Source organism: Alkalibacillus aidingensis (assembly GCF_014595945.1).
Lineage (GTDB): Bacteria > Bacillota > Bacilli > Bacillales > Alkalibacillaceae > Alkalibacillus > Alkalibacillus aidingensis.
This window is the reverse complement of the sequence record NZ_JABXWU010000001.1, coordinates 427575-450763: the sequence shown is the minus strand read 5'-3', so window position 1 is coordinate 450763 and position 23189 is coordinate 427575. Positions and strand designations below refer to the sequence as shown.

Genomic DNA, 23189 nt, shown 5'->3' with positions numbered 1-23189 from the left:
ATACTCCTTTCTTATCTTTAGTTTAATTATAAAAGGTGGCAATATGCATATACTCATAAACCTTCAGATAACAATATTTGTTATAAAACCGTTAATGAGGATGGTTGTATAGTCACATCAAAAGGAGTTTTACCAATTATTTCACCATCTGCATGCGCAACTAAAGATTGTTTAGATGAAATTTGCACTTTTTTTGCTTTTAATGTGGTCACTGCTGGATGTAGGATGTGTTTTCCTTTAAATACAGACGGAAAAATTCTCAGCAAACTCCATCTAGAAATCCCTTTAACTATACAGATATCAAAAGTCTCATCATTATTCTTAGCATCAGGACAAATCATCATGCCCCCGGCATAACAAGGGGAATTAGCAATCGCGATTAACCAGACTTTTTCTTGTGTTGTTTGATAAGAGTCAATATGTAGCTCTACTTGCGACGGTTTGTACATAAATATGACTTTAAAAAGGCTAATAATATACGAAAGACTACCAATTTTAGTTAGGTTATAGAGCTTTTTATGTTTAGACCGGTTTGTTTGCTGGGCAACTTGTCCATCAAAGCCAACTCCAACAATGGTTGCAAAATACTTATCATTCACCCGTCCAATATCAATCTCTTTTAATTCACCTTTTAGAATTCTTTCGAGAGCTAGTTCATACCTTAAAGGGATGCCCATTGCGCGACAAAAATCATTGCCAGAGCCTGTTGGAATAACGCCTAAGGGAATAGAAGTACCAGTTAACCCGTTGATCACTTCATTAACGGTCCCATCACCACCAACCGCTACAACAGCTGTGATGTTTTTCTTCTCTTTTAGTTCCTTAACAAGTTCTGTCGCATGATTTTGATAATTAGTAAAGACGGACTTATAATTAATACCTCTCGTTTGTAATATCAATTCAATTTCTCTCCAAATCTTCCTTGATATACCACTACCTGAATAATAATTAACAATAAAGTAATACATGTTTTCCACCTCCTTAAAACCATCTTATGGGTTTGATAATTTATTAACTAAGTTAGTTTCAGGAACTGTCTTTTCCTTGGTTTTTAACTCTCGGACTTGCTCCATAATTTGATTAGCTCCCTTTTCGTAGTCAGTTGGTAGCTCACTAGGGTGTATAAGGGTTGGGGCAATGACCACTCTGACCCGTTTTCTAAATTTTACTTCCTCATCATAAACAATAGAAACCGGTAAAACGGGGGTCTGACTTTTTAACGCGAGAAAAGCAACTCCTTTTTTAGGTTTGACATTCTGTTTATTCTTGCATCTTGTTCCCTCTGGAAATATCCCGAAAGTCTCTCCATTTTCAATTACTCTTAATGCTGCTCTGATCGGTCTAATCACTTGCCCACTTTTGCGATCGACCGGGATGGCTTTTACTAATGAGAAAAACCAGTGACAAAGCTTGTTTTTAAACAACTCAATCTTAGCTAAATAATAAATTCTTTTATTTAACACACATGTTAAAACAATGGCGTCATAATTGCTTAGATGGTTAGCTGCAAGAATAAACCGGTCATGACTTGGAATGTTCTCTTTTCCTTCTACCTCCACTTTGAATTTAGTACGAATCCATACTTTGGCAAGTGTCTTTAATAAATGATATAGCATGACGAATCCACCATTCTTTTTAGGTCTTTGTTCTATAATTATTCCTCCCTGCCTAGTATGGTTAATAAATTCATATTGTATGAATATTTACCGACTCTTTTTGCATAAATGCCCTGTTTAAGCGAAAACTACAAGTAAATATAGACGCATAGGGTAAGGAAGGAGGTAACGGTTTGATGGTTAAAATGATTAAAAATTTTTTTGAGGAAATTGAGAAGATGATTATTGCCCTTGTTGAATTCGATTATGAAGAGGCGTTAAAAGAGCAGAATAACAAGTAAGAACTAAAATCATAACACCCTTTCTTACGGATTTTGGAAATTTGTGGTTAATCCAACGTGTTGGTGGACATAATATAATTAGTCGTTTTATAGACTGGAAGGGTCAGGTGATGTGTGATGAAGGAGTTACAGTTTGATTATAAGTTATCACGTTATTTAATTAGTAAAGTAGCAGGGAGGTTTTGGCCATCACTTTACTGGAATTCAAAAACGTCGTGTCTTCGATTTGGGGAACAAAGAGAGCCAAAGCTACCAAATGGTAAATGGGTCAAAGTAAAAGTGAAATATGGTGGAATCTGTGGTAGTGATTTAAATTTACTATCATTAAATGACAGTCCTGCTACGTCACCATTTGCATCATTCCCATTTACTATAGGTCATGAAATTGTAGGTGAAATCACTGAAATAGGGAAGGAAACAGAGCATTTAAATATTGGTGATCGAGTAGTGATCGACCCAATCTTATCGTGTGAACAAAGAGGGATTAAAGATATGTGCTCTGAATGTCGTAATGGTAACTATAGTTTATGCATTCATAAAGCAGACGGAGAAATCTCACCTGGTCTTCTCATAGGTTCTTGTCGTGATACTGGTGGAGGCTGGAGTTCTAGAGTAGTTGCCCACAAGAGTCAAGTTTTTAAGTTACCAGAGAGTGTCACGGATTTAAACGGTGTGATGGTTGAACCCTTTAGCTGCGCGTTACATAGTGTGATGAGAAATCCACCTCAGTCAGGTGATACGGTATTAGTGATCGGTGGAGGAGTCATAGGCATCTGTGTAATAGCTGCGATTAGGGCTTTGGAAATTCCTTGTAAAATAGTAGCCCTAGTTAAACATGACATACAAGCCCAATTAGCCGATAATTTTGGCGCTGATCAAGTCATCCCATTAAGAAGATCGAGCTATGAACAGAATTTGGCAGAATCACTAAATGCCAAAATTTTAAAACCAATTTTCGGACCAACAGTCATTCAAGGTGGAGCTGATCAGGTGTTTGAATGCGTCGGTAGGAAGAAAAGTATCCATGATTCTCTACGTTTTACTAAAAATGGTGGGGAAGTTGTCTTGCTCGGTTTAGCTGGCATTATGGATGGGATTGACTGGACTAATGTATGGTTGAATGAATTGGATATCAAGGGATGCTTTGCTTATAGCACTGAGGAATACAAAGGGGAACAGCGAAGGACGTTTGACATAGCTATTGATTTAATGAAGCAAGGAAAAGTGGACTTATCACCATTAGTTACCCATAGATACCCTCTAGAAAAATATAGACATGCTCTTCAAACCGCCACTAACAAGGGGAACCATTCTGCACTAAAAGTAGTGTTTGAACCAAAGACATGAAGGAGGAATAAAACATGAAACGCTTTACAATTACTGGAGCCGAAAGAAGTGACTTTTTAACATGGTTTACGGAAGGGTTGAAAAAGCAATTTTCTCAAAGAGATTATGAATTCTGTGATTCATCAGAAGATGATTTAAGAGTGGTTTTTAATGTTCTTGACCCAGAGAAACCAAGACCTTTTAGAAGACAAGCGCAAGCAACATTTGTGATTTCAGTGATGGAGAAAAATGAAAAACCAACAAACACATTCCAATCAGCCTACCCTTATCTGATTCGTTCATTGGCAAACCATTTATTATATATTGTTAATGATGGTAGACGTATTGAAGTATATTTTGTTACACCAGAGCAAGGCTTTTATAATATAGGCTATCAGAAAGGTGAAGAAGAGGAATTCTTCAATAAAGTGTACAAAAGGTTAGAACCAGTTGCCTCATCACAACTCGTTATTAACAATGAGTTTAACGAAGATCTTGATGAAGAGTTATGGAATGGAAACGAAGCTACGGAAAGGTTAGCTTTTTCAGGCAAAAGATTAGATGAGATGAACCTACTCCCTGCACCATTTCCATTAGAGAAGTACTTATCTAAGCGTGATATGAGACATCTTAAGAAGTTATATGGTATCGGTGGCCTTAGTTATGGAAACCTTAGCACAAGACACGATGAAAGTAGCTTTTGGATGAGCGCAAGTGGAATTAATAAAGCTAACATGAAAGAAATTGGCAAAGACATGCTATATATTAAAGGATTTAATAAAGAGAAGAATGCCATGGAGATTAGCATTCCACCTAATGTGGCGCCGAAACGGGCTTCTGTAGATGCGATTGAGCACTGGATGATTTATAAAGAACACCCTGATGTCGGAGCAATTGTTCATATTCATGCTTGGATTGAAGGTATACAAGCGACCGAAATCAATTACCCTTGTGGAACCATTCAGCTAGCCGAAACAGTAGCAGATTTAATTAGGAATGAAGAAGACCCATCACGAGCAATTATTGGACTTAAGAATCATGGCTTAACGATAACCGGGCGAAGTCTTGATGATATTTTTGAACGAATAGAAGGCCGAGTACTTGACCAAGTTCCAATGTCAAGTTAAGGGTGGTCGAAATTAATTAAGGCTGGGACCTATTTATTGCTATTTAGTCCCAGCCTTTTACTGATTAATAAGTTAATAGGCCTTCCATTTAACATCCTTTGCTGCTAAATATCTCTTTTCAACCTCATCCCAATTAACCACATTCCACCAGTTATCTACATAGTCTCCACGCTTATTTTCATACTGTAAATAGTATGCGTGCTCCCAGACGTCTAAAACTAATAAAGGGATGACGTCCCATTGGGAAAGGTTTTGGTGTTTTTCTGCCTGTAGAATTTCAAGGCGATGAGATCGTGGTGCCCATACCAATATCGCCCAACCAACTCCTTCAACATGATTGGCTGCTTCGGTAAAATGGTTCTTAAAGGCGTCAAAGCTACCGAATGATTGGTTAAATTCATCTAACAATTCCCCACCTGGCTCACCACCACCATCTGGAGACATGACATTCCAGAAAATAGTGTGAAGGTAGTGACCAGCTCCGTTGAAGGCTGCTTCACGTTCCCAATGTTTAATTAAATCAAAGTCGTTTTTCTTACGGGCTTTTTGCATTTCCTTTTCGGCTTTATTTAACCCATCGACATAGCTTTGGTGATGGTCCTGATGATGTAGACGCATAATCCGTCCACTTATATGTGGCTCAAGAGAATCATAGTCATAGGGAAGGGGAGGAAGTTCATGGCCACCGATTGGAACAGAGCGAGCCTCATTCTTATTATTATTGGATGATTCTTTCAAAGGTTGAGTATGGATCAGTTTATTCCAGCGCCCAAAAAGTTCAGATGCTTGACTTTGTAATTCTCGCGCTGTCTGACTGGTAATAGTCTCTGGATTGGCTTTTAGATCATCAATCTGTAGGATTACGGATTGTAGCAATTGGTTAAAAGAAACACATTCATCTTGTTCCCGCAGATCACCCTCGTGTGAAGCTAAGAAGCGAGACCATTTGTCTTCTAACTCTGAAATCCACTCATCCAACTCTTCTATAAAATGCCTTATTGCTTCATCATTCAAAACGAATTACCTCCTTTTAGTCATCATCCTATGTATATGACATAAAAAGGCATTTTGGTAAGTTGTCTAAGTGTGAAAATTTGGATCACATTAAGCATAAGAAAACCTCAACCCTAGAGTTGAGGTTTCTCACGACTCAATTGAGCTGGGCCCATGAATGCAAATAAAACAAGAATTAAAAAGATACTAATGGATCCATAAAATAAAATATTTCCTAATAGTTGTTGCTGTGAGATCAGAAAGTTGTTACAGACACGAATATTCGTATTAAGATAAAGCCATCCCATTACAAAAAGCATTGAGATCCCATTAGTGATAATAAACCATTTCGCTACACTATGAAGTGATTTCCAACTCCATGCAATAGGTAAGCCTATTAGGATAGGAATGGTTATATATTTGGCTACCATCAAGATTGGTTCTGTTAATGCACCATCAACCATTCTTGGTAGAATCCAATAAATACTAGTGAAGATAGCAATCAAGATTCCGGGAATACCTGAATGATTGTAAGACTTAAAAATAACTAAATGATTCATCTTTAACCATTTACCTAACCAATATCCACTTAGAGTCAAGCCAGGTATTTGAATAAGCATGAGTCCGACCATGCTTGACTCTAGAAATTGACTGACAGGTGAGATGGTTAAAATAAGAAATAAGGTTATGCTGTATAACAGAAACTTGATCGTTTTCATATTCTCTGCACCCTTTAAAAGATCTTCTCTAAATGATTTACAACACTTTCAGGCTGGTCATAATCAAAAATGTTAATTAGACGTCCATTAGGGTCTATAAGGTAAAAAGCCGCATTATGAGCGAATCCACCTTCTTCGTTAGGTATGACAATGACACCTGCTTGATTGAGAAACTGTTGAAGCTCTTGTTGATCTTCAATACGGACAATTCTCCATGTTTCACCATCTGCACCGATCGATTGTTGATACATAGTCAACTGATCAGGCGTATCATATTCAGGGTCAAAGCTTACCGTTAGTAACTGGAGCTTTTCGTCTAGAAATTCACTTGGAATGTCTTCATATAAATCCCGAAAATTCATCGATATGGCAGGGCAAATATCACCACATCTAGTGTATATAAATGTTACAATTGTATAAACATCTTCGCTCTCGCCTAACCTGAATGTTTCTGATTCACTATCCTCAAAAGTCACATCTTTAAGTTGTGGCTGAGTCTTTTCTATTTGAACTCTTCTAGCTTGTTCGGCCGTAAAGGCTTGAAAAGAATCAGTTGCTATGAAGAGAATAGTCAGGCCAATAACCACAATGATAAAAGATAATTTGCCTTCCTTTTTGCTCATGAGATCTTCCTAGTTGACTCATCAAAGCTAGTTTCTGATTTACCAATTTTATGACTGATGACAATGAACCGAAATACGAAAACTAGCATCGCCAAAGTAGCTATCGTACCGAAAATGACGCCAATTATATTTGGTGCAATCCACTCTGGTACATGCTCAGCCCATCTTCTAGGGGTGCTTATTTGACCAGAATAGAGGAAGGATGCTGAGAGGCCAAGGATCCCGATGATAAATGACCAAAAACTAGCTCGATCAATTTCCTGATCTGTCCGATTCGCATCAAACTTCGTTAGGTAAAACATAAAACCGATAATCATCGCGGTTGCCCCAATACCCATGTATAAATGGAAATGTCCTGGAACCCACTGAGTATTGTGCATAACCTGGTTTACAATAATCGTAGCATCTATGATAGCTGGAATAACCCCAATCACCCAGCCAAACATAGATAACATAATAAAACTTGATGTCACATCCCACTTAATACCTGAGCGATAAACAATCATTAAAGCTCCATAAGCCGTAACAATTAGTACGGGAAGTCCGTTCATATATGATAAAACTTGACCGATAATTAACATCCAATTTGGCATGACAAAATCCATTAATAGATGGTGTGGATAAATGATAATCGTGAAAATAGTTGATAGCGTCCAAGCGATTAAAAAGATTTTATAAGACTTCCATGGTCTACCTGTATATCTAGGTAACATTTCATAGACAAGTATAACGCCCATATAGATAATTGAGTTCGCAAAAATATGACCAAATGCATAAATAAGATTCTTAGCTAATAACGGATCAATCGTAAAAGAAGGATTGTATAAGTTGATTAAACTCATTACTAATATTGCTGCGCCGGCAATTAGAGCTGTAATATTAACAATTGAAACCATTGTGCTCGCTACAACTGTAGGAGGTGGCGCATCTTCCTCTTTCCTTAATCCAAAAATGTGGGGCCAACCCAGTGATTGTGCAAAGCTTCCATACTTAGAAATGATCGCACGGGAAACTTCTAGAAATAATAATAGGAAACCACATCCAATCAGAAGCATTCCTCCTAGGTAAAGGGTTGCTCCTGCTTCAGCCCACATACCACCAGACATAGCCGGTAGTGGATATAAGAAAGTCCATCCTCCAGCAAAATCATATTTAAATATTCCTACTAATACACTAACAACACCGAGCAAAAATAGAATAAGATTGATTTGAAATACACGACGGTTCAATTCAACATACTGACTTAGAAAATACCACATAATCCCGGCAGCACCTAAGGCAGCAAAACCAATCATTCCAGTACCATGTATGGTCATAAGTTGATAAAACATTCCCATATTAATTTGGATCATATTAGCTTGATTTAATAACATGATAACTCCAAAAGCCATCATTAAAAAGATGAAAAGACCACTCATTAAGACTGGAAATGTGACCAATCGTTTGGTCATTGGATTTATTTTGACAAGTGGATTGTCCATATGATTTCAACCCCTTTTAAGTTATTTGACTTCAATCTCATGAATCATTAGGTGGTGAGCCGCACCACAGTACTCTAAACATAAAATTTGGTACGTACCTGGCTCTTCAAATTCCACATAGACCGTGTTAGTATAATCTGGCATCGCCTGAGTTTGCGTAAGTAGCATCATGTCTTCATCATAAAACCCGATTCCATGGTTCACATCCTGGCTGGTGACATGAAATGCGTATTTTTCTCCAACCTCAAACTCCTCTTGTGAAAAATCCCAACCGAATTGTAAGGCTTCAACTTCAACTTCAGTTGCATTGACAAATTCAGGAGGCCGGTCATAAGGCAAATCTGTTATAGTATAGAATGTAGCTCCTAAGAGTACTGAAAAAAGAATCACAAAGTAGACATTTCGTATCTTGAATCCTTTTTTCTTAATCCCATCGTAATCTTCTTCCCGATCTTTAGAGTTTTTCAAAATAAACCAAAAGACAATAAACACTAGAGAACTGACTAGTAATGTGATAATCCATGCAGGTTGTTGCACATTTAATGTAATCATCCATGCAGGTTGTGCCACATTCGATTCCTCCTTTTATTCATTAGGTGAGTTTAGTAGAATCCGTGTATCCACGATCACGAGTAGTAATAAGGTTCCAATCGCTAAATGAATCACGGCCCATGAGATGCTGATACTTGTAACAATCGTCAAGACTCCACTTAATAACTGTAATAAAATGACTAAGACCATTAGTAAGGAGCGTCTTTTCAAAAAGGCTCCCATTTTCTTAGCGTAGGAAATTAAGCAGAAATAGAATATATAGAGTAGTGTCACGAGAGCAAGAAAACGGTGGAGTGTCTGTAGTAACTGAGGGAACTCTCTAGGAAGTAAAGTATCTCCACAATATAACCAATGACAAGATAATCCGAATGTCTGATGCTTAATATAAGCTCCTAAACCAATTGTTAAAAAGACTAAGAAGATTAATAGATTTAATTTCCTTTTAATAGATTGACGCTCTAATTGGAAGGGTAGATGGATTCTCCTTTGTTGTTCTTGTCTAAACACCCAAATGAGTATTGAAATAAATAACATCGCTACCAATAAGTGAAGTGTTACAACGATCGGAGGAAGGTCTAAAATAACTACAATCGCCCCAGCTAACACTTGAATTGTAAGGAGGACAACCATCCAATTCGCAGCTTTTAACATCAATTGACTATGTGATTCTTTACGAAGACGAATGAATAATAACCCGATGAGAAAGACTAGAATTAATCCGACAAACCTATGGCCAAATTCAATAAGTGTTTCACCCTCCAAAGTGGGAATAACCTTTCCATTACAAAGTGGCCATTCAGGTCCACATCCCATTCCCGACTCAGATGAAGCTACATATCCACCAAAAACGATTAATATGTACGTCAGCAAAATAGAAAAACCAGCTAAATATTTAATCAATAATTAAGTACCCCCTTTGTTTTCAATACATTTCAAAGGAAGTTTACCAAATTGACCCTAAATTATAAGTGAGCCAGGTCACTGTTAGTCAAAATATTTCATTAATTAAGAAAATATAGAAGGGGAGAGAGGAATCAATGAGCTGTAGATAAAACCACAACTCATTGAATATATTCAGCTCGAAAGGAATTCTCGCCTGAATGGACAGAGAGGAGTGTGTCAGCATATCCCACAAGACGATTAACAATTTCATCTGCAATCAAATAAACAAGAGAATGTAGCTCTGAGTTATAAAGATTTGGATCATCGAAAATAATCGTCGTATTAATAAAAACATCCCGATTTCCGAATAAGTCATAATGAATAATGGCTTTACCGGCTGCACCAGAGTTAATAGGATCCTGATAGTTAGGTAAAAAAATATACCACTCTTCAGCAGTAGCTGAGCGAAAGTTCTTGGTGAATGTCATTCCTTCAACTTCTTTCATGTACTTCTGTTTGATGTGAGAAGGGAGTGTTTCAATTAATTTTTCTCGATCCATCGATTATTCCTCGTCCAATTCTGTAGCTATAGCCACCTCATAGGCATCCAGTATCGATTCTTTTTCTGTATCGTCAGTAATCGGGACCAAATACTGATCATCACCTTCATCTTCAACCCTCATGACGAATATTTCGTTCTCATCTTTTAATAATGCGTAAGATTCTTCATTCATATCAAACATAGCTTCTACTGAAAATTCCCTTTCATTACCGTCTTCATCTTCAACACTTATATAGTCACGTAGTTCCTCACTCATATTTGTTCCTCCTAAATAAGTTCATTTATCTTTATATAGTCTTTACTAGGACAACAACATTATGAAAGAAAACGTAAAATAAACGAAAACGGACGGAATAAATCACTTTTTAAGATATTTCACTATTTAGACAAAGAATAGCTCTTAATTTGTGAACTATTTCACAAATACAAACCCTGTTCTCTCTTAAGATAAAAGTAAGAAAAGGGAGCATACTTCCTTCTCTTACTAATAACTAAGTTGGAGGGATCAAGATGAAAAAGGGACTATTTATTTTATTATTAACTGTCTCTGTCCTTGTGGTTATGGTAAGTATCTATGGATTTCAAAGTAATGATGATGCGAAGAATGACGATGTGAATCAAAGTGAAACTGAAGAAACTGATGAGCAGGATGAACCGAATACCTTTGAACCTCACGAAGGGTTGAATCAAGAACCAGTTCCTGTTGAAATGGAAAGAGTAAGTGAAGATGAAGTCAATATTAAAATGACTTCACAAATAACGGACATTGAGATCGATAAAGGTGTTAATTACAAAGCTTGGACATTTAATGGGGAAGCACCTGGCCCATTAGTGGTAGTTAATGAAGGTGATACGATTAATTTCACACTAGAAAATTTAGACCCTGCCGTACCACATAGCATGGATTTCCACGCTGTTAAAGCGGCACCGGATAAAAAATTTGCCAACGTGATGCCTAACGAAGAAGGTACATTCACCTATACGGCAGATAGTCCTGGTGTATTTATGTATCATTGTGGAACAGACTCTGTATTAAGACATATAGCTAACGGGATGCATGGCGTGATCATTGTTATGCCGGAAGATGGTTATCCAACTGATGATCAGGTAGACCGTGAATTTGCGTTAATTCAAAACGAATGGTATCCCTATGATGATTTAGATGCAATGATGAATGAAGAGCCAACACAAGTCGTTTTCTCAGCAAAAGCACTAAATGAAGATGATATTAATACTAACGGTACCACTAAAGCTCTAAAAGATGAGCCATTACAAGCCAAAGTGGGAGAAACCATTAGAATGTATATTAACAATGTGGGACCAAATGAAATAAGTTCATTCCATGTTGTTGGCACCGTCCTAGATGACGTTTACATTGATGGTAATCCAGAGAACCATATGAAAGGGTTACAAACAGTGACACTCCCAGCTAGTGGAGGAGCGGTTGTTGAATTCACTGTAGAAGAAGCAGGAACATACAAAGTTGTTACTCACCAATTTGACCATGTCGAAAAAGGAGCGGCTGCTCTTTTAGAGGTAACTGAATAATTAAAGTATCTAGAAAGGTTATTAAAAACACGATTCCAATTGGGGTCGTGTTTTTTCTGTTTAAGGTGCATGAAGTTTAAGTTTAGTTAAAAATTAATAAATACTAAGTTAAAAGGAGCTTTCTTATGTTAGAACAACTTGATTGGATGACTTATTTAATGATCATATTAGCGAGTTATCGATTTACACATTTAATTGTATTTGACAAAATAACCGAATTTATTAGGGAACCTTTTTTAAAGAGAAAAAAGATTAAAGATGACTATGGGCTTGAGAAAGTCAAGAAGGTACCAACATCCAAATTCGGCTATTTATTAAATTGTTATTGGTGTGCAGGTGTTTGGAGTGCTATTTTTATTGCGATTGGTTATCTACTTATACCCAATATTGCGCTCCCAGTAATATTTGTTCTATCCATTGCAGGAGCGCAAGCAATTCTGGAAACATTTGTCGGAGTTGGAACGAAGCTCGTGGATTATTTGAAGCGTGAGAGTCAATAAAATAAGTTGAATCACATATTGTAAAGCAGTACTTACACTAATATATAAAGGAGATCGAGTATGAATCAGGATGAATACGTTGAAAAGGTGGAGAGAATTCCCGTTCAGTTTCCAGCACAACATCAAAAATACCATCCGGGACTTGAATATTTAATGGAACCTAGACCTATATCAGAATCCCCTTATGTTCAACCAACGGGAAAATTAAAGGACAAGGTAGCTATTATTTCAGGAGGAGATAGTGGTATCGGAAGAGCGACTGCTTATGCGTTTGCCAAGGAAGGCGCTAATATTGTAATCATTTATTTAAATGAACATAAAGATGCCGAACAGACCAAACAACGAATAGAGGAGATAGGCCAACGTTGCATAGCAATACCTGGGGATCTAGGGCAAGAAGAAACGAGTAACTATGTAGTCAGCCAAACGCTTTCAACATTTGGAAAGATTGATGTTGTCGTCAATAACTGTGCAGAGGCGTATCCTCAAAATATGTTAACAGATATCACAGCCGAACAACTTCAAAGGGTATTTCAATCCAATGTATACTCCTATTTTTTCCTATCAAAGGCAGCATTACCTTATCTAAAAGCAGGGAGTTCGATCATTAATACGACTTCAGCAGTTGCTTATGAGGGCCAGAAGGGTAATTTGGATTATTCAACATCCAAAGGGGCCAATACTACATTTACTCGATCATTAGCTTTAGACTTAGCTGATTATGGTATACGCGTAAACGGTGTAGCACCAGGTCCGGTTTGGACACCGATTATTCCGGCAAGTTTTCCTGCAGAGGATATGAAAACGTTTGGATACAACACTCCTTTAAAAAGAGCCGGTCAGCCTTATGAGTTAGCACCAGCGTATGTTTATTTAGCAAGTGATGATTCAAACTATGTTACTGGTCAAATTATTCATGTCAATGGGGGTGTTATGACGAGTAGTTAATCAAAGTGATTTGAATTCTATGCGCTTTAGTTAAGGATCGTAGTAGAAGATGATAAGATAAAAATCACAACCATCAATGAATGAGAGGAATCAACAATGAAATTAAGTGTACTCGACCAATCTCCTATATCAAGGGGAAGTACTGCTCAAGAAGCATTAAATCATACTGTTGAATTAGCCAAAATAACAGAGCAGCTTGGCTATTATCGCTATTGGATAGCCGAACACCATAGTACTAATGGCCTGGCTGCAACTGCGCCAGAATTGCTGATTGGTCAAGTTGCCGCACATACCAATGAGATACGAGTGGGTTCTGGTGGTGTACTTCTACCACAATATAGCCCACTAAAAGTAGCGGAGAATTTTAAAATGTTATCTGCATTTTACCCAGGAAGAATCGATTTGGGTATTGGCAGATCACCAGGAGGTCCAGAGAAAGTAAGACTAGCATTGACAGATGGTAAGTCCTCAAATCTTGGTTCATTTCCGAGACAATTAAAGGATTTACAAGGATTTTTACATAATTCGCTTGATCAGGATCACCCGTATCGAACGGTAAAAGCAGGACCAAGAGTTGAGGCTGTGCCTGATATGTGGGTATTAGGGTTATCCGAACGTTCGGCAAAACATGCAGCAAGTCTAGGAATAGGGTTTACATATGGACATTTCATTAATCCTAATCAAGGGATTAAGGCCATCAACGAGTATCGTAAAAGGTTTAAACCATCTACTGGCTTGAGTCAACCACAAACGAACGTCTGTATTTTTGTGGTCTGTGCTGATACACAAGACGAAGCAGAAGAGCTTGCACTCAGCCAAGACCTCTGGCTATTAAATGTTGGAAAGGGAAGGGATACCGTCGTTCCATCCATTAATGAGGTGAGACAGCGTGCGTTAAATGAAGAGGACATTCATGTTATGAAGGAAAATAGAAAGAGGGCGATTATTGGTACACCTGCACAGGTTAAGGAACAGTTAATCAAATATATTAACATGTATCAAGTAGACGAATTTTTAATCATCACCCATATTGACGATTTTGATGCCAAGGTTCGTTCATATCAATTAATAGCTGAAGCTTTCTCACTTTCTCATAACAAATATATAATACTTCCTATTATGGTTAAAATATACTCAATGGATTTAACCATTAAATGAGTATATGGGAATTAGGAAGGAAGGTAGTCATGGAACTTACCGAATTAATCATTAGAATCACTGTTGCGTTCGTAATCTTATTCATTCTTGCTAGAATCATGGGAAGAAAAGAAATTAGTCAAATGACGTTTTTTAACTTTGTTTCAGCTATTTCAATTGGTTCGATTACAGCTAGTTTAGCAGTGGACTCAAGTCTTAGTATTAGAAACGGCATTATTGCCTTGATGGGATGGACTATTTTCACCTTATTAATGGGATATATTGATATCAAGTCGAAAAAAGCTAGGAAAATCACAACAGGTGAACCGATCATAGTTATCAAGGATGGGAAGATTATGGAGAATTCACTTCAATCAACTCGACTTGACATAGACTCTCTTACTACGCTATTAAGACAGAAGGGCGTATTCAGTATTAAGGATGTTGATTATGCGGTTTTTGAAACTAGTGGTCAATTGTCTGTGTTGAAGAAGGATCTTAGACAATCTGTTACAAAAGAGGATTTGAATATTGCTATTAAAGAAAAAGTTTATCCAGCAGCAACTGAAGTTATTACTGATGGGTTAATAAATAAAAATAACCTTAAGAGATTAAACCTGGACCACAAATGGTTATTAAAACAGTTAGAAAATAAAGGGATTCAAACGATTGACCAAGTGTTTTACGGGGAGATCCAACAAGATGGTTCACTATATATTGATAAAAAGGATGACCGAATGACTAATTAAATTGGCCCTAATTAATAGTAAGCATTTAAGTTTGTTAATCTTTCCTAAACTGATACGATAAATTATGAATTCACAACATGAAAGGAATTATTAACATGGCAAATACAAACATTCCAGTCTCTGTTTTAAATCTTGCTCCAATTAGAAAAGGTCAAGGATCAAAAGAAGCAATTGATGCTATGGTTGATCTAGCCCAAGCGACTGAAAATATGGGTTATTCACGCTATTGGATTGCAGAACACCACAATTCGCCAACGTTAGTTAGCTCAGCAACGTCTATTTTAATTAAACATACTTTAGAGAATACGAATCATATGCGAATTGGCTCAGGTGGAGTCATGTTACCTAATCACTCACCATTAATTGTTGCTGAGCAGTTTGGCACGATGGCAACAATTTATCCAGATCGTTTAGATTTGGGGTTAGGAAGGGCCCCTGGTACTGACCAATTAACAGCAAGTGCAATTAGAAGATCACAAAATGATTCTGTATATGCATTTCCAGATGACGTCAATGAGCTATTAAAGTATTTCGGGCCAGAGGATAAGCAAGGCTATGTTAAAGCTTATCCTGGTGTAAATACAAAAGTCCCTATTTATATTCTTGGTTCGTCACCAGACTCTGCTCGCCTAGCTGCACAATTAGGCTTACCTTATGTATTTGCATCTCATTTTGCACCGAGATTTATGGAAGAGGCCATCTCTATCTATCGTCAGCAATTTCAGCCGTCTAAGTATCTAGAGTCACCTTACATGATGGTTTGTTTGAATGTCATAGCTGCTGAAAGTGATGAGGAAGCGGAATTTGAATCTACAACGATGCAGCAATTCTTTCTAAATGTCGTTCGAGGTTCACAAAATCCATTAAGTCCCCCTGTTGAAAGTATGGATGGACTTTGGTCAGAGCGAGAAAGGATCGCAGCTACTTCAATGTCGAGCATGACGCTTCTAGGCAGCAAGGAAACGGTGAAGAAGCAGTTAACAAGATTTCAAGAGAAGTATGATGTTCAAGAGCTAATGGCTGTTTCCTATATTTATGACCCTAATAAACAGAAGCGATCCTACGAAATATTAAAGGATATAGTTGATGGAAATTAATGATCAAAAAAAGTAGCCAGTAATCTAAAACTGGCTACTTTTTTACATTTAAAACTTAGTAACCACCATAACCCCAAGAAGCACCAATAATAATTAGTAAAATGAATAATACAACGACTAACGCAAAGCCGCCGCCATATCCATATCCAGCTTTAGTCATTTGAATTCCTCCTTATTTGTGTTTACACCACTAATGTATGTATCACAATTTTGTGTGCCAGGGCGTTTGTTTAGTTTAGCTTGTATAAATTACTAATCAAAGGCCTGTTTCCCGTCTAGACAGTTATAGACTCGTCCAACATAAACATGATGATCATTGAATATAATGAAATGATTGGAATTAAGAATGTCTTTAGTCAAATTTTTATGAAGTTTTTTGAATTGGAAAAGGAATTAATTTACTATATGTCGTATTTAATCTAGAAGAATCTGTTTGATTTTGAATCATAATAGGGGGTGGGATTAATGGGTTTTTTTGATGAAGTTAACAAGAATGATAGTCTTCATAAAGAACTTATTGGTTTTGAAAATGATCTTAAGAAAAGGTACAGGAAACTAAATAAGGCCTATGAAAAATTACATCGGAAACCTTCTTATTCGATAGAAAAATACAAAAAGGTGCAACAAGCGGTGGATGAGTTTACTAATTACTTTGAGCGTAAAGGTTTTAACCTCTCTAAAAGTAATATCTTTGTTATAGCTTCACTTAGAAATAGAAGGGCTGAGTTAGTTGTAACCGATTCATTAGAACTTATTATTAAAGTATATAATGATGAAAGCCTTATTAGTACAAATTCATTAGTGTTGGATGATCAGCATACAGACACACCCCATTTTGAAGGAACCATCCATAATCATGACATTCAGTTATTTAATAAATATAGAGACTTACCTTTACATGAACAGTATCGAACAGCAATGATGGATATACAAAGGGACCTAGAACAGGTTTATCAAATGATTAAAAACAACCATGTACCTGATTTTCAATTTTATGATGAAGAAAATGAAGTTACCTATGAACATGTTGTTGACTTATTAGAAAACTTAAATGTAGAACTCGTGTGATTCCGATAATGAAGTAGTCCCTAATAGGGTGGTTTGCCCTAATATGGGACTACTTTAGCATGTTAGTAAAAGGAGGAAGCTTATGAACATTACCGTAATTGACGGAGGGACTAGGAAAGGTGGAAATACTGAAGTCTTGACCAACTATGCACTGATGGAATGTGAATATAATAAGATAGACTTAAGAGATTATGATATTCGTCCTGTAGTTGATTATCGCCATAGTGAGAGTGGATTTCCAGAGGTTGGCGACGAATATAATGATGTCATCGATCAAGTCTTAAGAAGTGATATAGTTGTTTTTGCGACGCCTATATATTGGTTTGGAATGTCAGGTTTAATGAAAAATTTTATCGATCGTTGGTCACAAACCATGAGAGATGATAGATATCCTGATTTCAAACATCAAATGGCTCAAAAGAAAATGTATGTTATTGCAGTAGGTGGGATAAACCCGAGCATCAAAGGATTATCACTGATTCAACAGTTTCAGTACATATTTGACTTTATCGGAGCTGAATTCGCAGGCTATGTTCTTGGACAAGCAAACAAGCCTGGAGAAATCGAAGGTGATCGAAAAGCTCTGTTGGCTGCAAAACAGTTGATAAGTAATCTTGAGGTGAAAGGATGAGTAAATTTTAACGTACATACGTGTACCAAATATTTAGCTGAAACCATATACATATATCTAGAAAGAATTATTTAGGTAGAAAGGATTTTACACATGAGTATATGGGGAGTAGATTCAGCGTCTAACGTTACTGAAGAATTGTATAACTGTGTTTTACAGAACTTTGGGAAACCGGATTACTGGGGAAGGTATTTAACAAGAGTTGAAGGAAGCTCTGAAGAATTAACCCAGGCTGAAATAGACTTGCTTCATAATAGTGATACTAGAATTATGCCTATATACAATGAATTCTTAGAGGCATTAGGAACTAGACAGGGGAGAGTGACTGCATACAATGCGATCTTTCATGCTAGGCGGTTAGGGATACCAGAGGAGACTCCTTTATTCGCCAATATTGAAAATTTCTTCTCAGTCGATGCAGACTGGGTCGTAGGTTATGTTGACATGATGTTTACGAGTGGTTACAGGCCTGGCTTTTATCATGACCCTGATGAAGGCGATTTTAGTGTAGCCTATTGTCAAGCTGTCGAGCAAAGCCAACAAGTTGCTAATCAATCTATTTTATGGAGTGCTGAACCTGAACCAGGTGTTACGGCAAGAAGAAATGCACCAGAATTTAATCCATCAGAACCTCCATGTCAAGCAAATGTCTGGGGTTGGCAATACGGCCGTGATGCTGATGAATGTCCAATTGATACCAATTTGATTGATGAACGACTATACAATATGCTTTGGTAAATAATAGCGATTAAAGGTCGGCTTCTAGGTCGATCTTTTAATTTTTAGGCTCTGTTAAAGTTCATTGTTGATTTATAAAAAAAGTAAGGATTTCTCAAAAGAGAAATCCTTTATTTATGATTAATCACTTAACTGAGTTCCATCATTTGAAAAAGATTCGGGTTCCAGATGGTTTTCCTTATATTTCATAAGAAAATATAGTAATAGGGGTATATATATAAAAGTTTGAAAAAATAAAGGGACTGAGCCAAGTTGAAATGGAATCAATAAAATATGAAGCGGCAGTAATATCATTAAACTATTTACTTGTTTGTGTCCTTTTAAAGTTATTATTACGATAATGGATAAAGCAATTATTATAGTTTCAAGTAAGTAAAGTACCCCGAGATTTATTCTATACAATGAAGGAATAAATGTAACAAAAATAAATATTCTTAGAATTTGATAAGCTATATGCAACAAAAAAAGTCCCCCTTTAAACTAATTAATATTTCGAATATTAAATATATTTCTTTAATCTAAGTGTATCACTAAGTTTCTAAATTTGGTATTATATTCCTTTAAATTAAGAAATCGTTAATAGTGACTTCATTTCGTTGGTGTTTGATGCTTTCTAAAGTTTGGAACCACGCTAAGTAATTATCCAAATACTTAGTCGCCACACCATTAAAACGCTGTATCCAACCCTTTAGTCTGCGATGATAGTTATTAACGTTCTGAATATGATAGAATCCTTTAGTTCTTATTTTACCATCTGATTTGAATTGATAAATCTCCATTCCTTTTTCAGTCGCATAGGTTTTGAAGGCACGCCAAGCATCCGTACACAAAATATTCTCTTTAGATATTTTTTGTCCGATAGCATCATATAATTGTTCTTTTGTTAACCTTCCCATTCCTAATGTTCGAGAAAAGGTTAATTTATCGCGGTCTCTGGCGACCAACACACATACTTGTTCTTTGCTAATGCCACGCTTCTTTGCGGAACCACCACGCTTACGTGATTTTCGTCCTTTGATATTCTTTTTCCCTTTTTCAGAGTACAAGAAATAGGTCTCATCCATTTCGATGATACCTTGAAACGTTGATACTTCTATTTGTTTGAGAGACGTTAATAGTTTGTGTCTCCAGTAGAATAAAGTGATGTGGGTAACACCCTTAATCAGCGAGGCTGATTTCCTTAAGGAATAACCCTCAATCATACATTCGATAAACTTAATCCATTTATCTAAATACAGAGTGCGGTAAAGAACCGTGTTAGTTAGGTCTGTGAATGTCTTTCGGCAAGATTTACAATGGTAGCGTTGCTTTGTCACTTCTTGGCCTCCAACAAGCGTTGTGTACTTACCAAAACGAACGACGTGTTCTGATGCACATTCAGGACATTCATATCCTTCTTTGTGTTTACGCTCTGCAATTTCCTCAAGAAAATCGCCAGACATCGAAGAGGCAGTAAGATTTTTAATCAAGTATTCCCTTACGCGATGTTTTTCGGCTGGATTCAGTTCTTGAATTTGCTTTACTATTTCTAAGGCTCTCATTCTGTTACCACCTCTAAATATTTGATTTCATTACAGAACATTCGTTCGGGAAATTGTGTGATAATTGATTAGTAGAGGGGGAGAGGTCGTTGAATAAGTTTTGATTACTAGTACTGATAGCTATGACAGCAATTACTATTATCGTATTTAATTTCAATCAGAATAAATAAAAATAGACGTAAATGATCATAAATTTAAAGCACCTGGAAAAAAGGGCGTAAATAACTACAAAGTATTTGCAGAGTTTTCAAGTGGGACGGTGTATTATTATCTGGGGGTTCAAGTTGACTGGTAGGGTCAGTTTTGATCAGAATATTTCCTGGGTAAGCGCAAATTATGATAAAATCCACTAAAGTTAACAACTGCTATTTATTACATAAGACCTCATACACTTAATCTATATGGGCAGAATAAATTCTAATTAAATATTATTGTTAGACTCTGAAACGGTAGGTGGATAGAGAATGGCAGACTCGATTAATAAAAGAAAATCCGATCACATCCAAATTGTCCTTAACGAAGAAGTTACCGGTACAAATATGACCACAGGGCTTGAGAAAGTCAAGCTAATACATAATGCACTGCCTGAAATTGATTTTGAAGAAATAGAAGTTAGCACTCAGTTTTTAGATTATAAATTGAAGACACCGTTTATGATCAGTTCCATGACTGGTGGTGCAGCAATGGCTGAAACGATTAATAAAAATTTAGCGGTTGCTGCTGAAGAAAAAGGGTGGATACTCGCGTTAGGCTCAACACGTGCTCTTATAGAAAGCAAAGAACACCATGCGTCTTTTCAATTAAGAACATATGCCCCCACTATTCCAATCATCGCTAATTTAGGAGCCATTCAGCTTAATTATGGATTCGGTGTAGATGAGTGTAAGCAAATTATCGAAATTACTGAAGCTAATTCGTTAGTTTTACATCTAAATAGTATTCAAGAAGTCGTTCAGCAAGAAGGAAATACGAACTTTAAAGATTTGCTTAATAAGATTGAGGGTTTAACCAGAAACTTAGATGTTCCCGTAGGAGTTAAAGAAGTAGGTTGGGGAATTGATTCTTCTGTTGCGAAGAAGCTTTACAATGTCGGAGTAAGTTACATTGATACGGCAGGTGCTGGTGGGACTTCTTGGAGCCAAGTTGAAAAACTACGGTCACAAGAAATTATTAAAAAGACAGCAGCTGAGGCCTTTTCTGAGTGGGGCAACCCAACGGTAGACTGTATTACTTCGATCAACCAAGAACTAAAAACAATGCCACTAATTGCTAGTGGTGGTATGAATACAGGAGTTGATGCAGCAAAGGCCATTGCACTCGGGGCAGATACCGTTGGTTTTGCCAAATCGATTTTAAAAGCTGCCACCCATTCGGTTGATGACGTACTACAAGTCATGGAAATTAAAGAACTAGAATTGCGTATGGCCATGTTCGGAATCGGAGCAAAAACGATTAAAGACTTAAAAAAAACGAATCGAGTAAAGTTGATTAAATAAATTGTTTAAATTTTCAAATAAATACTATCAATTTTTGAAAATATAGAGTAACATAATAACTGTAACGAAATAGGAGGGATGCTAATGGAATCCAAACCAATATATTATGATGGTAGTGGCCAATTTAATTATGAAATAAAAGAAGCATTATCAAAAGAGTCTTTAAAAGTGACGAAAGCTATCAGGAAAAACATTAGTGCAAATCCATACAATAACAATCCTAAAAAATGAGGACTTTAAAATAAAAAGTTATGTGACAAGGAATGTCTAACAATTAGGCATTCTTATTTTTTTAAGCTATATTAGTTGAAAAACATTTATAACTTAAATTAAAATGGGCTAGTGTTTAAATTACATTATTATGATTATCTTCACAAATTAAGAGATAAGAAAGAAAGGGAGTAAACATGACAAAAGTATTATACATCACAGCACACCCACATGACGACACTCAGTCTTATAGTATGGCGGTCGGAAAGGCATTTATCGATGCGTATAAGGAGAAAAACTCCGATCATGACATCATTAATTTCGATTTATATAAGGAATATATCCCTCAAATTGATGCGGATATATTCAGTGGTTGGGGAAAATTGAAATCAGGAAAAGGTTTTGATGAACTGACTGAAGAAGAAAAAACTAAAGTTGGTAGGCTTTCTGAACTTAGTGAGCAATTTATTAGTGCAGATAAATATGTATTTGTAACTCCATTATGGAATTTTTCTTTCCCACCGGTATTAAAAGCGTATATTGACGCAGTTTCCGTGGCGGGAAAAACATTTAAATATACTGAAGAAGGGCCAATTGGTCTATTAACTGATAAGAAAGCTTTGCACATCCAAGCGCGTGGTGGGGTTTATTCTGAAGGTCCAGCTGCGGCGATGGAAATGGGCCATCGCTACTTGAATGTTATGATGCAGTTTTATGGAATTCCTTCATTTGAAGGATTATTTGTAGAAGGCCATAATGCAATGGCTGATCAAGCAAATGATATTAAAGAAAACGCAATTCAAAATGCTAAGGAATTGGCGCTCAAATTTTAAAATAATTATAATTTAAATAAGTATTAGATAATAAGTTCGCAAGCTTTAATCATAAACACAAACACTAAAGCTTTAATTTAAAGGAATAATAATAGACGCATGGAAGTTCGGGCAACTTCTATGCGTTTTTTTAAACCTATAAATAAAGTTTTGTATATTTGTTTTTTGTATAGGTTTACATAATATTTATTATACCAAGTTATATAGTAGAAATAAGTTATACTTAAATCTTGAAATTATCGTTCAAACACCCTCTGTGACGGTGTAAATTAATAACCTCCCTATTGATGAGGCTTATAATTTACCACGAAAAGCACTAATGCCACTAACGTTATGATTTTATTAACATCTGCTAGTAACAGCACTAATACAATTGCTAACCATATAAAATTCGTATCGAGATCACCTTGACTATAGATGATCATCGTTTTATAACCTATTACTAAAATAAATACTAAGATGATTAGGAAGTTCATTAATCTCACCCCTTCATAGTTCATAGAATAATAGTATAACTTTTGGTAAGACCTT

General features: G+C 36.4%; 27 protein-coding genes. 14 read left to right on the top strand and 13 right to left on the bottom strand.

The window, feature by feature from the left end:
* Positions 1-80: 80 nt before the first annotated feature.
* Both HWQ49_RS02290 and HWQ49_RS02285 read right to left on the bottom strand, forming a co-directional pair.
* Positions 81-968, bottom strand: a complete 888-nt coding sequence (locus HWQ49_RS02290; RefSeq protein WP_188205949.1) for a diacylglycerol/lipid kinase family protein — start codon at positions 966-968, stop codon at positions 81-83.
* A gap of 24 nt (positions 969-992) precedes the next feature.
* On the bottom strand, positions 993-1616 hold the full coding sequence (locus HWQ49_RS02285) for a lysophospholipid acyltransferase family protein (protein WP_188205948.1): 624 nt from the start codon (positions 1614-1616) through the stop codon (positions 993-995).
* Positions 1617-2014: 398 nt separating this feature from the next.
* Here HWQ49_RS02285 and HWQ49_RS02280 point away from each other — a divergent pair, with 398 nt between their 5' ends.
* Both HWQ49_RS02280 and HWQ49_RS02275 read left to right on the top strand, forming a co-directional pair.
* A complete protein-coding gene (locus HWQ49_RS02280) occupies positions 2015-3244 on the top strand; it encodes a zinc-dependent alcohol dehydrogenase (RefSeq protein WP_188205947.1) in 1230 nt (409 codons plus the stop codon).
* 14 nt (positions 3245-3258) lie between these two features.
* Positions 3259-4350, top strand: a complete 1092-nt coding sequence (locus HWQ49_RS02275; RefSeq protein ID WP_188205946.1) for a class II aldolase/adducin family protein — start codon at positions 3259-3261, stop codon at positions 4348-4350.
* Positions 4351-4422: 72 nt separating this feature from the next.
* On the opposite strand, the gene HWQ49_RS02270 is transcribed toward HWQ49_RS02275, so the two are convergent.
* The 8 genes from HWQ49_RS02270 to HWQ49_RS02235 form a co-directional block, all read right to left on the bottom strand.
* Positions 4423-5364, bottom strand: a complete 942-nt coding sequence (locus HWQ49_RS02270; RefSeq protein ID WP_188205945.1) for a superoxide dismutase — start codon at positions 5362-5364, stop codon at positions 4423-4425.
* Positions 5365-5477: 113 nt separating this feature from the next.
* Positions 5478-6062: a hypothetical protein gene (locus tag HWQ49_RS02265; RefSeq protein ID WP_188205944.1), complete on the bottom strand. Its 585-nt coding sequence runs from the start codon at positions 6060-6062 to the stop codon at positions 5478-5480.
* Positions 6063-6076: 14 nt separating this feature from the next.
* Positions 6077-6685 (bottom strand): SCO family protein, encoded by a 609-nt coding sequence (locus HWQ49_RS02260; RefSeq protein ID WP_188205943.1) that lies wholly within the window; start codon positions 6683-6685, stop codon positions 6077-6079.
* Positions 6682-8166 (bottom strand): cbb3-type cytochrome c oxidase subunit I, encoded by a 1485-nt coding sequence (locus tag HWQ49_RS02255; RefSeq protein ID WP_188205942.1) that lies wholly within the window; start codon positions 8164-8166, stop codon positions 6682-6684. The genes HWQ49_RS02260 and HWQ49_RS02255 overlap by 4 nt, the downstream gene beginning before the upstream one ends.
* A gap of 21 nt (positions 8167-8187) precedes the next feature.
* Positions 8188-8736 (bottom strand): cupredoxin domain-containing protein, encoded by a 549-nt coding sequence (locus HWQ49_RS02250; RefSeq protein WP_317450895.1) that lies wholly within the window; start codon positions 8734-8736, stop codon positions 8188-8190.
* A gap of 15 nt (positions 8737-8751) precedes the next feature.
* Positions 8752-9618: a COX15/CtaA family protein gene (locus HWQ49_RS02245; protein WP_188205941.1), complete on the bottom strand. Its 867-nt coding sequence runs from the start codon at positions 9616-9618 to the stop codon at positions 8752-8754.
* A gap of 161 nt (positions 9619-9779) precedes the next feature.
* The gene (locus tag HWQ49_RS02240) at positions 9780-10106 is read right to left on the bottom strand and encodes a hypothetical protein (RefSeq protein ID WP_394810756.1); all 327 of its coding nucleotides are present in this window, start codon (positions 10104-10106) and stop codon (positions 9780-9782) included.
* Between the two features lie 57 nt (positions 10107-10163).
* A complete protein-coding gene (locus tag HWQ49_RS02235) occupies positions 10164-10418 on the bottom strand; it encodes a DUF1292 domain-containing protein (protein ID WP_188205939.1) in 255 nt (84 codons plus the stop codon).
* A 254-nt stretch (positions 10419-10672) separates the two neighbouring features.
* On the opposite strand from HWQ49_RS02235, the gene HWQ49_RS02230 reads away from it, so the two are divergent.
* The 6 genes from HWQ49_RS02230 to HWQ49_RS02205 all read left to right on the top strand — a co-directional run bounded on the left by HWQ49_RS02230 (position 10673) and on the right by HWQ49_RS02205 (position 16141).
* Positions 10673-11710, top strand: a complete 1038-nt coding sequence (locus HWQ49_RS02230) for a multicopper oxidase domain-containing protein (RefSeq protein ID WP_188205938.1) — start codon at positions 10673-10675, stop codon at positions 11708-11710.
* Positions 11711-11835: 125 nt separating this feature from the next.
* Positions 11836-12210, top strand: a complete 375-nt coding sequence (locus HWQ49_RS02225; RefSeq protein ID WP_188205937.1) for a DUF1360 domain-containing protein — start codon at positions 11836-11838, stop codon at positions 12208-12210.
* Positions 12211-12270: 60 nt separating this feature from the next.
* Positions 12271-13158: an SDR family oxidoreductase gene (locus HWQ49_RS02220; RefSeq protein ID WP_188205936.1), complete on the top strand. Its 888-nt coding sequence runs from the start codon at positions 12271-12273 to the stop codon at positions 13156-13158.
* A 96-nt stretch (positions 13159-13254) separates the two neighbouring features.
* Entirely contained in the window at positions 13255-14316 is a 1062-nt protein-coding gene (locus tag HWQ49_RS02215; RefSeq protein ID WP_188205935.1) for an LLM class flavin-dependent oxidoreductase, read from the top strand.
* Between the two features lie 29 nt (positions 14317-14345).
* Positions 14346-15044: a DUF421 domain-containing protein gene (locus tag HWQ49_RS02210; protein ID WP_188205934.1), complete on the top strand. Its 699-nt coding sequence runs from the start codon at positions 14346-14348 to the stop codon at positions 15042-15044.
* 95 nt (positions 15045-15139) lie between these two features.
* Positions 15140-16141, top strand: a complete 1002-nt coding sequence (locus HWQ49_RS02205) for an LLM class flavin-dependent oxidoreductase (RefSeq protein WP_188205933.1) — start codon at positions 15140-15142, stop codon at positions 16139-16141.
* Between the two features lie 55 nt (positions 16142-16196).
* Here HWQ49_RS02205 and HWQ49_RS02200 read toward each other — a convergent pair whose 3' ends face one another.
* Entirely contained in the window at positions 16197-16301 is a 105-nt protein-coding gene (locus HWQ49_RS02200) for a YjcZ family sporulation protein (RefSeq protein ID WP_188205932.1), read from the bottom strand.
* Positions 16302-16606: 305 nt separating this feature from the next.
* Here HWQ49_RS02200 and HWQ49_RS02195 point away from each other — a divergent pair, with 305 nt between their 5' ends.
* The 3 genes from HWQ49_RS02195 (at position 16607) to HWQ49_RS02185 (ending at position 18578) form a co-directional block, all read left to right on the top strand.
* Complete coding sequence (locus HWQ49_RS02195; RefSeq protein WP_188205931.1) at positions 16607-17209, top strand: hypothetical protein; 603 nt, start codon at positions 16607-16609, stop codon at positions 17207-17209.
* An 82-nt stretch (positions 17210-17291) separates the two neighbouring features.
* Positions 17292-17840: a flavodoxin family protein gene (locus HWQ49_RS02190; RefSeq protein WP_188205930.1), complete on the top strand. Its 549-nt coding sequence runs from the start codon at positions 17292-17294 to the stop codon at positions 17838-17840.
* Between the two features lie 93 nt (positions 17841-17933).
* Positions 17934-18578, top strand: coding sequence for a glycoside hydrolase domain-containing protein (locus tag HWQ49_RS02185; RefSeq protein WP_188205929.1), 645 nt, complete (start codon positions 17934-17936; stop codon positions 18576-18578).
* Positions 18579-19138: 560 nt separating this feature from the next.
* On the opposite strand, the gene HWQ49_RS02180 is transcribed toward HWQ49_RS02185, so the two are convergent.
* Positions 19139-20119, bottom strand: coding sequence for an IS1595 family transposase (locus tag HWQ49_RS02180; RefSeq protein WP_188205928.1), 981 nt, complete (start codon positions 20117-20119; stop codon positions 19139-19141).
* A gap of 464 nt (positions 20120-20583) precedes the next feature.
* Here HWQ49_RS02180 and fni point away from each other — a divergent pair, with 464 nt between their 5' ends.
* The 3 genes from fni (at position 20584) to HWQ49_RS02165 (ending at position 22658) form a co-directional block, all read left to right on the top strand.
* Positions 20584-21615 (top strand): type 2 isopentenyl-diphosphate Delta-isomerase, encoded by a 1032-nt coding sequence (fni, locus tag HWQ49_RS02175; RefSeq protein WP_188205927.1) that lies wholly within the window; start codon positions 20584-20586, stop codon positions 21613-21615.
* Between the two features lie 84 nt (positions 21616-21699).
* On the top strand, positions 21700-21846 hold the full coding sequence (locus HWQ49_RS02170) for a hypothetical protein (RefSeq protein ID WP_188205926.1): 147 nt from the start codon (positions 21700-21702) through the stop codon (positions 21844-21846).
* Between the two features lie 176 nt (positions 21847-22022).
* On the top strand, positions 22023-22658 hold the full coding sequence (locus HWQ49_RS02165; protein ID WP_188205925.1) for an FMN-dependent NADH-azoreductase: 636 nt from the start codon (positions 22023-22025) through the stop codon (positions 22656-22658).
* A gap of 281 nt (positions 22659-22939) precedes the next feature.
* Here the strand turns inward: HWQ49_RS02165 and HWQ49_RS02160 are convergent, their stop codons facing one another.
* Positions 22940-23134, bottom strand: a complete 195-nt coding sequence (locus HWQ49_RS02160) for a hypothetical protein (RefSeq protein WP_188205924.1) — start codon at positions 23132-23134, stop codon at positions 22940-22942.
* Positions 23135-23189 lie beyond the last annotated feature (55 nt).